Source organism: Sulfidibacter corallicola (assembly GCF_017498545.1).
Lineage (GTDB): Bacteria > Acidobacteriota > Holophagae > Acanthopleuribacterales > Acanthopleuribacteraceae > Sulfidibacter > Sulfidibacter corallicola.
The window spans coordinates 9,178,522-9,191,051 of the sequence record NZ_CP071793.1 but is presented as its reverse complement, the minus strand read 5'-3'; the positions used below and the strand labels follow the sequence as shown (position 1 = coordinate 9,191,051).

General features: G+C 60.4%; 8 protein-coding genes. 5 read left to right on the top strand and 3 right to left on the bottom strand.

Annotation, left to right across the window (positions count from 1 at the left end; genetic code table 11):
- Nucleotides 1-903: 903 nt before the first annotated feature.
- Nucleotides 904-1,557 carry an ECF-type sigma factor gene (locus tag J3U87_RS27835; RefSeq protein ID WP_237379058.1) on the bottom strand — a complete coding sequence of 218 codons (654 nt, stop codon included), beginning with the start codon at nt 1,555-1,557 and terminating at the stop codon, nt 904-906.
- Between the two features lie 205 nt (nt 1,558-1,762).
- A complete protein-coding gene (locus tag J3U87_RS27830; protein WP_237379057.1) occupies nt 1,763-5,773 on the bottom strand; it encodes a ubiquitin carboxyl-terminal hydrolase family protein in 4,011 nt (1,336 codons plus the stop codon).
- Nucleotides 5,774-6,267: 494 nt separating this feature from the next.
- Between J3U87_RS27830 and J3U87_RS27825 the strand changes: the two genes are divergently transcribed.
- Nucleotides 6,268-6,819 carry a type III secretion system chaperone gene (locus J3U87_RS27825; protein ID WP_237379056.1) on the top strand — a complete coding sequence of 184 codons (552 nt, stop codon included), beginning with the start codon at nt 6,268-6,270 and terminating at the stop codon, nt 6,817-6,819.
- A gap of 44 nt (nt 6,820-6,863) precedes the next feature.
- Nucleotides 6,864-7,331 carry a type III secretion system chaperone gene (locus J3U87_RS27820; RefSeq protein ID WP_237379055.1) on the top strand — a complete coding sequence of 156 codons (468 nt, stop codon included), beginning with the start codon at nt 6,864-6,866 and terminating at the stop codon, nt 7,329-7,331.
- Nucleotides 7,332-7,370: 39 nt separating this feature from the next.
- Here J3U87_RS27820 and J3U87_RS27815 read toward each other — a convergent pair whose 3' ends face one another.
- On the bottom strand, nt 7,371-8,876 hold the full coding sequence (locus J3U87_RS27815) for a sialidase family protein (protein ID WP_237379054.1): 1,506 nt from the start codon (nt 8,874-8,876) through the stop codon (nt 7,371-7,373).
- A 403-nt stretch (nt 8,877-9,279) separates the two neighbouring features.
- Here J3U87_RS27815 and J3U87_RS27810 point away from each other — a divergent pair, with 403 nt between their 5' ends.
- From J3U87_RS27810 to J3U87_RS27800, 3 genes are all read left to right on the top strand, one after another.
- Entirely contained in the window at nt 9,280-10,209 is a 930-nt protein-coding gene (locus tag J3U87_RS27810) for a PDZ domain-containing protein (protein WP_237379053.1), read from the top strand.
- Between the two features lie 973 nt (nt 10,210-11,182).
- Nucleotides 11,183-11,971 (top strand): glycosyltransferase, encoded by a 789-nt coding sequence (locus tag J3U87_RS27805; RefSeq protein ID WP_237379052.1) that lies wholly within the window; start codon nt 11,183-11,185, stop codon nt 11,969-11,971.
- A gap of 50 nt (nt 11,972-12,021) precedes the next feature.
- The gene (locus J3U87_RS27800) at nt 12,022-12,507 is read left to right on the top strand and encodes a hypothetical protein (RefSeq protein ID WP_237379051.1); all 486 of its coding nucleotides are present in this window, start codon (nt 12,022-12,024) and stop codon (nt 12,505-12,507) included.
- Nucleotides 12,508-12,530: the final 23 nt, after the last annotated feature.

Below are 12,530 nucleotides of genomic sequence, written 5' to 3'. Positions count from 1 at the left end.
CGGAAAGGAAAAGGTCGACCGCGCGATGTGCCCGAGGGATGGAGCCGATCCGGGCTGCTGGCTGGAGGTCCCGTGGAGGTCGCGTGGGAAAATCGGATCGACTCCATGTACCTTGCCTAGAATGAACGGCTCAAAGTGTTCGGTTTTTTTCGGTCTTTTCGCGCGACAAATGATGATTGGAACTGAATGACGCTCTAAAACAATGACTTACCACTGAGTCGCAAATCGAAACGAACCTCCGGGAAGTTCCCGCATGTGTGAGAGGAGCGTTGCCGCAGTAAGTTGGGCACGGACGGTATGGCCGCTGGGCCGACACTTCGAAGCGATCCACGCTTCGCTAGATCGAGGGAAAAAGAGCGAAGCGGATAAGTCGGTCCTCGAGATCTCACGATGTTCGATTTCGATCTTTGCTCAATCGCTTCGATTGGTTGAGCAGGCTGCCATACCGGCCGTGCTCAACCTACAGGCTTTACGTCGCTTGGGTGCATGCGGGCTCTCCGAATCGGCTCGCTTCGTGTTGTTTCTTTCCCGAAATCGAGCGGGTAGGCCCGCTGGTGCGTGGCTCTTATGTAACAAGTCCTGTAAAGTTCGAAGATAAAGCCCAAAACCTAAACAGGCGAATGTTCGGGGCGTTCGTCAATAAAAGTCGGCCCAGCGGCCTTACCGGCCCTGCCCAACCGACTGCCGCGCCGACCCTCAAAGCATGCGGGAACTCGGATCATGAGTCGCTTCGACAAGTTCATCCGGCCGGCCTACCGCCTACCGAAGCTCAAAAAATCGAGAACCCGTGATCCGAGATTGGTTTTTATATCCGTGTCAATCGGTGTGATCCGTGGACAAACTTTTATAGCCAAATCGAAGTTCCGCAGTTCCGGGAGCTGGGATGCCGAGATGATGATCGCTTCAAGATTTGTCCAGATCGTGTTTGAGAAACCCCAGGGCGGCCTTTAGCTCCTGATGCACCGCGGTCCGGCCCAGACCCAACATGGACGTAATCTGGCGAATGCTGTAATCCTGGTAGAAACGCAGTTCCAAGATATGGGCGGCACGGGGCGAAATGGCCGCCAATCGCTTCCGCGACTGGTCCAGCGCGATCATGCACTCCGGCGAGATCGGCGAGGTGGGCACCGTCGTGTGCCTGCCGGCGAGATCGTGAAGCGATTCGGCCTGGCGGTACCGTTGGTATTTCTTGTAGTCGAGAATGATCCAAAGCATGATATTCCGCACGAGTGCGTAAAATTGTTCGCGATGATCCCAGGTGCGGCGCGCCTGGTAGTCGAGGATGCGGGGGAAGGCCTCCTGGATCAGTTCGGTCGTGTGCATGGACGCGATGTTGTCCCGATCCCGAAAATGCTCGCGAATGATCCTGGCCGCGATGCGTCGCATCGGCCCGGCGATGTGGGGCCACAACTCGTTTAGAGCTTGGGTGTCTCCATGTTGCCACTGTTGCAGGAGGCAGGTCACGGCGCCACGATCGGGGACTTCGTCGTGGGCTGTGTCGGATTGGGAAAAGGAGGAAACGGGGGAGGAGGGCGGAGGCTGTTTGCACGCGAACATCAAAGCTCCCTTCGACCTGTGTTTGCGCACAAGTACGGGAGCGGTTCGCGAAAACCCTGACAAGCGGATCGAGCCGTCAATTCATAGGCGTGCACGACCTGGCACCGCGCCCCATCCAAAACCCGACCGGGCTCGATGCGGGGAAACGCCTGCCGGGAGCGGGCCCCCGGCAGGATTTGGCGACGGATCACCCGTCGTCTCGTATTTAGTCGCGCACGTAGGTGAACACCAGGCCCTTGTCCAAAGCCCGCTTGTTCGTGCCTTCATTGGGATCGACGACGGGTGTCACCTCTTGGCCGTTGTGGTGGGTCCAGCCATCGTTGTCGTGGCGAAGGGTCGTGAAGTCGTCGGTTTTCGCGTCCTTGCCGTGGTGCAGAACGGCCGTTCGCAGGTGGTAGGTCTCGCCGCCGAATTGGATCGTATCCGGAATATCGACCGGGTGCGTGGCTTTGTCCTCGACCGCCGAATCGCGGTGCAGCCGGAAGTTCAGTACCGGCGGGGCGCCGAACGGCTTGGTGGTTCGGGTCGCCTCGCCTCTTTTCGGCTGGCCGCCGACCACGGCCGTCGCGTCGTCCATTTTCTGAGCGCCCTGGAACCGATCGAGCGCCTCCTGGAGATTCGCGACATTGGCGATCGGCAGGTCGAGGACGTGGGTCCGCGTTTGTTCGGTGTGGATCGAATCCTCGCCCAGGTCCTGGAGCTGTTCCTGACCCCCCGGGGTGAACGGCTGCATCTGGTTCAGGTTGTACCGAGTGGTCGTGAACAATCCGACCTTGGTGCTGCCTTCGGGGTCGAACAGCGGCAACAACTTGTCGAACAGCAGATTGGAGGCGTTCTGCAGCGGTTCGGCGGCCTCTTGTTCTTCTTGGCCGATCAGGTTCAGCGCGGTCATCGCTTCGATGGCGTGGGTCATGGCCTGGGTTTTGTCCCCGTCGCTGCCAGGGGTCACCAGGGTTCGCATGGCCGTAGCCAGCTTCTGGGCTTCGGCGAAATCCAAGCCCTTGGTCGTGATGGAATTCTGGAGGCTCGCCACGTGAGCTTCCGTGAACAACTCCCGATAGGCCGGCGCACCGGCGATCACGTTGAGGGCCGACGTCAGGAATTGGTGGTGTTGGGAGGCATTGGGGATACCGGTGTTGCGCACCTCACCCGCGGTTTGCAGATCGATCGAACCGAACGAAGAAACGGTGCTGGCGCGATGTCGCACGGGTTCGAGGTTCTTCTTCGGTCTGGCGAACAGGCGCCGCAGCCGGTTGGGATTCAACATCGCTTTCAGACCCGTGGCCTTGCGGCGGTGAACCACCCCGAATCTTCGCGTCACCTCCTCGGTATAGGGCTTCTCGTACTGCTGGGTCAGGAGATGGGTCAACGCGTCCTTGGCCTTGTTAAAGGCGACTTCGTTTTTCTTGTCGGCTTTGAATTGGTTCATGGCTTCGGTGAAATCCGTGGGCACGGGATCTTGGCCCAGTGCCCTGAACTTGGCCGCCACTTCTTTACTGATCTTGCTGTTGGGGTTGGCCAGGTTCGAAAACATGGTGCCGAACTGATTCCTGTGGGCGGTGACGAACTTGCCCCATGTGCCCTGTTCGAATTGTCCGCCGGCCTTCATGCCGTTGAATTGCTTCTGCACGTGGTTCAAGGTGTTGGTGCCGAGTCGCTCCGTCAGGTTTCGCGACGTTTCCTCCTGGTATCCCACACCCAGGGTGATGCCGCCGCCGGGCATGACGTCGACGCCGACTTCGGTGTCGAACCCCTTGGCGGTCTCGCCCGAGACGCGGAGAAAATGCATCGAGTAACTCTGGTCTTCCTGTTTGCCGAATCGGAGCGACACCGTCACCCGGCCACTGGCCCCCATGTCGACCCCAATCGGTTCCACTTCGCTGAGGCTGATCACCGGTTGCTCGGTGTCGAAGCCGCCTTCTTGGCCATCCTTGCGACTCCACATGGCTTCGAAAAATCCCTTGAAGCCCTCGCTGTTCTCCATCGCGGTCAGAACGCTCTTGAGGTTGGTGCCGGCCGTCACGCTCACCGAAACCGTGAGATAGTCGCCGTCGTTGTCGGGGTTGGAATCGTTGGTGACGTTGTCGTACTGGATTTTGGCGGAAGCCTTCCCGAGGCCGAGGTCGACTTCGAAGGTGTTGCTGATCGTCTTCGTTTCGCCCTGCATGACCCGCTGGTGCGACGGCAGGTTTTTGGGATTGATCTTAAACGGCGGTTCCATCAATTTTTTGGCGAAGGTTTCCATGCTCTTGTCGAAGCCGGGGTCCGCACCGTCGGTCGAGGCCTCGTCGGGAAAGGTGGCTTGATAAAGCTGGCTGAGTCGGGTGAAGGTATGGACCACCGCCTCGAGGTAGGCTTCCTTGTTTTTGGCGCCGCGGTGGCCTTTCAGTTCCGTGAGTGCGGCTTTGATCGCGGATCTTTCTTCTCGGTTGGTAGCTTTGGTGTTGCTGGCGAGGGAGAAATGGTCGAATTCGCCTTCCAGGTGGTGCATCGCATCTTTCAGGTCCGCCCGGAGGAAGGCCAGCTTCTGCGTTTTGTCCAGTGAATCCGGTCTGCCCAGAATATTGGTCAATTTGGCTTCGATTTCCCCGAATTTCGCGTGGCCCGTCTCTTTGCCAAAGTGCTCACCCTTCCACGTGAGGGCGAAGTGCTCCTTGGTCGCGGTTTTCACCAGGTCGGGCTGCTGATTCATGGCCTGAGTCATGGTGAGGTTTTTGGTGAAGGTCGTCTTCTTTTGCGCCGCCGAAGTGGTGTTGAGGAAACGCAGAATTTGGAAGGACAACTTGCCTTCGCCGCTTTTCGCGCGAGTTCGGACGAAGTCCGGTGGGACGTCCCGGTCCAGGTTGAGCCGGTCGCCGTTGTTGATGATGCCCAGCGTTTTGAGCTGCATTTGGAGTTTCTGGTGACCGGCCGGCGAGGCCTGCGGGAGATTGATGTTCAACAACGCGTCGGCCTGATGGCGCACATAGTCTTCCAGGCTCCGGTAGGTTTTTCCCTTACCGATGCTGGCGGCGGCACCGGCGCCTACCTGTGCCACGTTTTTCTTACCGGCGGAGAGGCTCAAACTCAAAGAGGCGGTTTCACTTTCGCGGACCTTGAGGTCGTCGCCGGTTTGCAGTGTGTAGTTGAGTTTGAGCCCGGCTTTGGCTGTGGCCACGGGTACCCCGAAAACGGTCGCCCCCGCGCCGATCGTGAACGAGCCCTCTACTTTTCGGGTGCCGCCGGATCGCGCCATGTCCGACATCTTGCCGTGGATTTCGGCCATCAGGTCTTTGACCACGCGGCCGCGAATGGCCGTCTTGAGTTCGGCGGCCACGCCCTTGAGAACCTCGCGGTGGAAGCCGGGTAGCGTCTTTTTGGATTGCGCCAACAGGGTGTTGGTGGTGGTGAGGAGCTGCTCGTAGACCTCGTACTCCTTCTCGACACGGTGGGGGTCGCCGGAGGCCACGGGTTCAAATTGGGCGAAGGGATTGGTCCTGCGCGTCCGATTGGGAAGTTCCGCGAGGTTTTGGCCCAGGTCCTTGAGGATGGTAATGGCCGATTCGAGATTGGAGAAATCATAGGTTTCGCCGAGCAGATTCTGGGCCTGGTGGCTGAGTGCTTCCAGGGATTCGAGCGACGGGTCGTGCGCCCGCATGGCGGCCAGCTTGCTCGCCGCGAGCGAGAGATCGATCGATTGTTCTTCGCTCAAGGGGATGCCTTCCGCCAGTTTCTCCTGCATGAACGGCGTGGCCAGCAAGGCTTCGACCACATCGCTGCCATATTTCTGTTTGATGTGGTCCAAATCGGCGTGGGGAAGGACGCCGGCCTCCACGAAGGGTGGGACACCGGTCATTTCCTGGTGGAGGAGGGTGTCGGCTCGTGCCAGTACTTGAGTGACCGTCGTGGAACCCAGGCTTGCCTGGTCGCGAATCATTTGATCCAGGTTGAAGTCTTGCGTGAGGCGCAGCGCGATGGCGGTTCCGTAATCGGTCTTCAGTGCTTCCTGAAAGTCGGCCACCGTATTCCGGTTCTCGGTGCGTATCTTGTCGTAGGTGGACTGCGACCAAATGGCTGCTTCGGCGGAGTTGTACAGTTTTGCCAGGGACGTGCTGATGTTTTTCCCCAACCAGTTCCCGATGTCGCGGGGCTGGTCTCCGGCCTTCAATTGATGGCCTGAAGCGACAATTCGTTGGGCTCCGGTTTGGGCAGCGGTTCTGTATTGTGTGGTCGTCATACTCATCGTGCTGGCGCTCCCTTTTCAACCCGCTGGCGTGCAAGCCGTGACATGGGCATGGCGATGCCCGTCCGCCTTCCGATGGCTCCCGATCGGTCTGAATTTCGAGATACTGGTGTCTCGAACCCGGGTCAAGTCGATCCGATGACGTCAGGGATCGAGGCGCCTCGGCGTCCGGGAATCGGCTGCGGTAGGGCACGGTCAGTGGGTGATTGTGTCTCTTGAATATATGGCGGCGGAAAAGCTGGAATTACGATGTGAATCGGGTCGGGAAATAAGGCGTTCCGTGGACGGGGAGGCATCGCGATCGCTGCGCTCTCGGCTGTTCCCGACGCGTTTTCGAAAAAGAAACCTAGCGTCGAAATACCTGTGGCGCAACGGCTTTGGATCGAGATGCGGGCTCAGTCACGATTGTCGTTTCACTTTCTTCGATCATCCTTCGAACGTCCGACGTGTGAAGGAGTAGGAGCAATTTCATTCACAGAGAGGGTGCAATGGATCGACGAGTTTCCGATAGTGTCACTGCCCTGGATTCGCTGTTGTCGGCATTCAGCGACCGAGTGGGCCTGGGTTCGATTCCCGTCAATGAGGAGGGCGTCGCCCACCTGATCTTTGACGGCGAAACCCAAATATTCATCGGCGCCCGCCCGGGTGCCGACCAGGTGGTGCTGTTCGCCGATTTGGGACGGATTCGCCCCGACAAACGGAGCGAAGGGTATCGCCTCGTCCTGAGCGCCAACGCGGGTCATCGGTTGGACCCGGCGGGCGAAGATCCCCTGCCGTTGCCGGCGATGCCCATGGCCTTCGCGCTCAACCGCGACACCGGGACCCTGGTGGTCAGTGATTTTCGCGGATTCAAGGAGCTTGATGCGGCGTCGTTCGAGCAGTGGCTTCGCGCCTTCCTCGAGGTGGCGGAGCGCTGGCAGGACCACTTCAAGGGAGGCCTGTGGGTCGAGACCGCGGGTTCTGCGGACTCGGAACCGCGAAACGGTTCCGGTTTTGATCCCGAACCCGGAGTGATTCCATTTCCAACCATGCGCGTGTGAGCTGGCAACTCGAATTGAAAAGAATGAACAGGGAGGACCCCACCATGCAATATGTTCCCCAATTTCAACGACTTCTGACCGGATTGGCCGAGCGGCTCGGGCTTGGCGCGCTGACCGCGGATCCCCATTCGGGACGTTGTATCCTTTTGGTCAACGGCGATTTGACGCTGGAACTGGGCCTGCTCGACGAGCGGCCGGTGATGACGGTCGCCGCCGACTTGTGTCCGCTGCCGCGCGAGCGCGAAGAGGCGCTCATGGAAACCCTACTGGCCGAAAACCTGTTCCCCTCCGCGATGGACCTGTCCTTCGGATACGACCCCACCAGCCAGCGTGTGCGGCTGCATGCGGCGTTCACCCTGGCCGATCTTGAAGAAGTATCTCTGTACCGGGCGCTGGACCGCTTCTTCAAGGTCGCTTCCCATTGGCGAAAGAAGATTCCCGAATTGCCTCGTGAACCCGAAGGCGAGCCGAATCCCGTGGTGTTGGGCGGTCCCGATCTGTTGCGCGTGTGAACGGGCGGCGCAGGTCGGGCCGAGCAGGTTCCTTCGGGCCTAGCCGTCCTCCCGCGCCTCGCCGCATTCCTGGTTCACGATCGTGATGAGATCGAGCACCGTATTTGTCGAGCCCCAATTCGGCAGTGCGTTGAAGAAGGCCTGCGAGAGCATGCAGGGGAGCGGAGAGATCGCGGCCAGGATATCGAAATCGTTGCCGATGGGTTCGCCCAGGTCTTCCCAGGAGTACCAGATCGCCAGCCACTGTCCGGCCCGGTTGGAACCGATGCGCGGTGTCCAGTCGTTGCCTTGATCGGTGGCGGCGCCGGTATTCAAGGCGGCGGGCGCCGTCCAACTGGCCCCGTTGTTCACCGATTGGGCGAAGAACACGTCGTCGTCGGTTCCCAGCACGTCGTCCAGATTTTCGTTCGACTGCCAGACCGTCACCCAGGTGCCGGCGCCGTCGGTGTCGATACTCGGGAGAAAGTCGTTACCCGTGTCGGTGCTCGCATTGGTGTTCAGGGCGATGGCGTTGGTCCAGTTGGCGCCGTTATCGGCCGAGCTCGCGACCGCCACGTCGAAATCGCTGCCTTGACCTCGCGCCGCGACGCTGGCGGAATGCCAGACGACGACCCAGTTCCCGGCCCGGTCGGTCGCGATTTCGGGATTGGTGTCCTCGAAGCCGTCGGTTTCGGCATTGTCGTTGACCACGGTGGGTGCCGACCAGCTCGCGCCGTCATCGGCCGAACTGGCTGCGAAAATATCGTTGTCCAGACCGATCGTGTCGCCGAGTGTTTCATTGGAGTACCAGACCGCGACCCAGTTGCCGGACCCATCCGTGGCGATGCGCGGGATGAAGTCCGCGCCGCCGTCGGTGGTGGCGTTGGTGTTCAACGTTGCCGGGGCCGACCAGGTCGCGCCGTTGTCCATGGAACGTGAGAACAGAATGTCTGCATCTTCGCCGGTATTGCCCGGATCCAAGGTGTTGTACCAGACCGTGAGCCAGATGCCCTTTCCATCGGACGCGATGAACGGATCGAAATCGTGAGAGGTATCCGCATTCGCGGTGGTGTTCAGTGCGGCGGGTGCGGTCCAGGTGGCCCCGTTGTCTTCCGAACGGCTCACGAGGATGTCCAAGTCGGTGCCGATCGCCGCCCCCAGGTTCTCGGTGGAATGCCACACGGCGACCCAGTTTCCGGCGCCGTCCGAGGCGATGTGGGGGCGCCCGTCCGTGCCGGAGTCGTTGGCCGCGTTGGTGTTCAGCGGCATGACATCCGACCAGGTGACGCCGTTGTCGCCCGAATGCGCGACGAGGATGTCGTTGTCGGTGCCGATGGTGCCGCCCAGGGTGTCTTCCGTGGTCCATACGGCGACCCAGTTGCCCGCGCCGTCATGGGCGACCTGTGGATCGAGATCCGAGTCCTCGTCGTTGGCGGCGTTGGTGTTGACGGGCGCCGGATCGGTCCATTCCGACTGGGCCGTCGTGGGCACGGCCGCGATCGGGAACAGCAGGCCAAGAGCGATCGAAAGGCACCAGGAGCGAAGATCTGGAGATGGCAACGACATCACGACACCTCGTTCGGAGAAAAATGAGGTCGGTGGAAATTTGGAAGGATGGTTATTTGGTCGGCACGGTGTGAGCCGCACTTTAGATCGTGCCCTTCCTGAAAGGAAAGGATGGGAAATCCGGTGAGGGTCGGCCTTGAGAGACATGCGATCGGTCATCAGGCTATAGGTGCCAGCAAAATACTCGTTTGAAAGTGATTGGTCGCCGACCGAACGGGGACTGCCGAAGCCGGTCTGTCTCGGGGGATTGCCGATTTCGAGGATCCGTTTCCAACTTCCGCCATTTCTATGCGGCGACGTTCTGTACTTTCCGGTTGTGAAATAGGTAACTTGGCCCAACAATATAAAAAAGAAAATAACCAAGTTCAAAATTCGGGCGATGTAAGGCAGAGGAGGAGTTTCCATGCAAAAGCCGACGATCACCCCGCGCGCGATGCTCCTCGGATGGTTGCTTTGGTCCTGTTCCCTCACCACGGTACTGGCCGCCCAGTACTCGGGCCCGCCTCGCGGATATTGCGGTTACCGCTATCAGGTGCAAAACGGTTGGGTGAAGGTTACCGAAGTCACGCCGGGCATGCCGGCCGCCCGGGCCGGTATGATGGCGGGCGATTGGATTCTCTCCTTCAACGGGGTCAACCTGGCCAATACGACCATGGCCGCCACGCAGAGAATCATTCACGGCCCCGTGGGCCAGACCGATACCTACCTCATTCAGCGCGGCAATCAAAAGTTCAACCTCACGATGACCCGCATCGCCTCAGCCACGCCCAATGCACCGGGGACACGCGGTTTGCTGGGCATTTCGTACCAAATCCAGCAGGGCTACGTGCGCATCACCCAGGTCACGCCGGGCATGCCGGCGGCCCTTGCCGGACTCCAGGTCGGCGATTGGATCCTGGCCTGCGACGGTGTCAGCCTGGCCAACACCAATTTGGCCAGTGCGCAGCAGATCATCAAAGGGCCGCCCGGCAAAATCAATCAACTTCGCGTTCAGCGCGGCAATCAGCAGTTCAACGTCTCCGTGGTGCGCGCCCAACCGAACGCGCCACAGGCGGGTCCGCCGAAGCCGGTGCGCGGGATCTTCGGGTTCAACTACTCGGTCGTCAACGGCTATGTCAAGATCACCTCGGTCACGCCCGGTTACCCGGCGGCCCATGCCGGCCTGGCGGCGGGTGACTGGATCCTGTCGATCGACGGGCGCAGCCTCTCCGGTGTGACCCAGCAATCGGCGGCCCAGATCATGGCGGGTGGGCCCGGTATCACCAATGCCCTGGTCATCCAGCGCGGCAATCAGAAATACACGGTGAACATGACCCGTGTGGCGAGCCGCTGACAACGCCGGGGTTCTCGCATGCCGGATGAACATTTCGAAGCGACCCATGTGAGGCGTTCCCGCAGGCTTTGAGAGTCGGCGCGGCAGTCGGTTGGGCAGGGCCGGTAAGGCCGCTGGGCCGACGCTTCGAAGCGACCCATGTGAGGCGTTCCCGCAGGCTTTGAGAGTCGGCGCGGCAGTCGGTTGGGCAGGGCCGGTAAGGCCGCTGGGCCGACGCTTCGAAGCAACCCAGGCTTCGCAAGATCAAGTGGTCAAAGAGCGAAGCTAATAAGTCGGCCTCGAGATCCCTCGATAATCGATTTCGATCTTCGCGAGGTCGCTTCGATGGCGGGTGGCGAGGGAAAGTATCGGCTTCGCTCTTTAGCCTAACGCTCTTCCGTTACATACGTTGCTTCGAAATGTCGGCCGAGCCGGCCAACCTACTACAACGACGCCCCTCTCACAAATGCGGGAACTCCCTGGCGATTCGCTTCGATTGGGTACCCACCGGCAATCCGGCCCTCGGCTTATGCGGCGACTCCGTGGAGATCAATCCTCGATCCGGGCAGGGAATGGCCGGCCTCAGGGTAATTCTTGGAAAAACTTGTTGTTGTGCCTCGGGGGAAAATGACGTACCATGAATTTTAATGACGGTGTTTTGACCGCTTTTTGGCGTGAAAATATCGTTTTTTCGGTTGAGTCGACTGGACTCGCCATCACATCGACTGGCAGAACAACCCTTTCAATCCACCTTCCAAAGCAAATGCTCCGACCCTGACATTTCTTTTCCACGCCGCTCTCCACGAGCCCTAGTGGTTTCTTTCGTCGGAGCCCACACAATTCACGCCGATCCTTTTCGGATGTTTCCATCCGAAGTCACTCATGGATCTTGCGCTTCCTGCCCGGCTGCGCGCCGGTAGCGACCGAGACCGGGCCGAGAAGACGAGTGCGCGACCTCGCCGGGTGCCGGGACGGTCGAACCCAGGAGATCTCAGTGCCTACCCTGATCATGATTCCCACGCACAACGAAGTGGGCACCATCGAAAGTCTGGCCGCTGACATTTTGGACCTGGCCGGTGACCTTCACCTGCTGTTTATCGACGATCTCTCCACCGACGGCACGCGCCGTGTCATTTTGGATCTCGAGCATCGGTTTCCCGAACGCGTCTTCCATCTCTTTCGCGAGGCCAAGCGGGGACTCGGCGCGGCGTACCTCTCCGGCTTCCAATGGGCGCTCAACCACGGTTATGCCTGGGTGTTCCAGATGGATGGCGACGGATCCCACGCGCCGCGGGACCTGGCGCGCATGTTGGCCGTTCGGGAACACGGTGTCTCCGCGATCATCGGCTCGCGCTACCTTCACGATTCCGGTTCCATCGGCATGACCGCCTGGCGCCGCCGGCTGTCTCGCTTCGGTTCGGGCCTGGCGCGCTGGCGCCTGGGCTTGCCGATTCACGATATCACCGGCGGTTTCAACGGCTGGCGCAGCGACCTACTGGAACGCATCCATTTCGGACGGTTTCACGCCAACGGGTTCGGATTCCAGATCGAGTTGAAGTTGAGGGCCACGGCCGGACTCGCCCGATTCGCCGAGGTACCCATCACCTTCGAGCGGCGCATGGCCGGCACCTCCAAGTTGGGCGTGCGCGACGTGCTGGAAGCGCTGATGCTGCTGGCGGTGGTGCGCCCGTTCAGGCGACCCAGGCTCCTGACCGGCGAGATCGATCGCCGGGAGGACGCGGCGTTACCGGTGGCGTCCTACATCGCGAAGCGGCACGGATGAGGAGCAGCCGTGTGTTTACCCACTGACCCACGTATTTCGGAGCATGAACGTTGACAAAGACCATTCCGAACACTTTTAGAGCTTTCGCGCCTGACCTGCGCTTCATTTGGCAAGGCCTGATCCTGGCCGGCGCCCTTTTGATGGGGCCGCTCGCGGTTTCGGCCCAGGACGACACATTCGGCGTACGCCTCGAGGATCATCGGGGACCCGACGCCAATGGACGCCACACCTTGGCCGAGCACGCCATCGAGGCCATCCAAATCCGATTGCTGCACGGGTCCTACGCCGTGGTCACGGCCTCGGGTACCAAACGGGTGGCCAAGGTCGGCGACCGCCTGGGTCGCGAGGGTTTCCTGTTGACCGCCATTCACGACGGTCGCCTGCTGTTTCGGACCCCAGGCGGGTTCGCCCTGCTCGAGACGACCGCGGACGGCGATACCTTTTTCCGCGAAATGCTGCCAGGCGAGGTGCCGGCCGATGTGCGCCGCGTCATCGAACAGGCACGATCGCGGGCCCAGACCTCCGATCGACACTGATCCATCGAACCCGCGCCCCTGCA

Coding starts and splice junctions, on each gene's coding strand:
- J3U87_RS27825 (WP_237379056.1), top strand. CDS start 6,268: ATGGATCGACGAGTTTCCGATAGTGTCACTGCCCTGGATTCGCTGTTG.
- J3U87_RS27835 (WP_237379058.1), bottom strand. CDS start 1,557: ATGTTCGCGTGCAAACAGCCTCCGCCCTCCTCCCCCGTTTCCTCCTTT.
- J3U87_RS27815 (WP_237379054.1), bottom strand. CDS start 8,876: ATGTCGTTGCCATCTCCAGATCTTCGCTCCTGGTGCCTTTCGATCGCT.
- J3U87_RS27810 (WP_237379053.1), top strand. CDS start 9,280: ATGCAAAAGCCGACGATCACCCCGCGCGCGATGCTCCTCGGATGGTTG.
- J3U87_RS27830 (WP_237379057.1), bottom strand. CDS start 5,773: ATGACGACCACACAATACAGAACCGCTGCCCAAACCGGAGCCCAACGA.
- J3U87_RS27820 (WP_237379055.1), top strand. CDS start 6,864: ATGCAATATGTTCCCCAATTTCAACGACTTCTGACCGGATTGGCCGAG.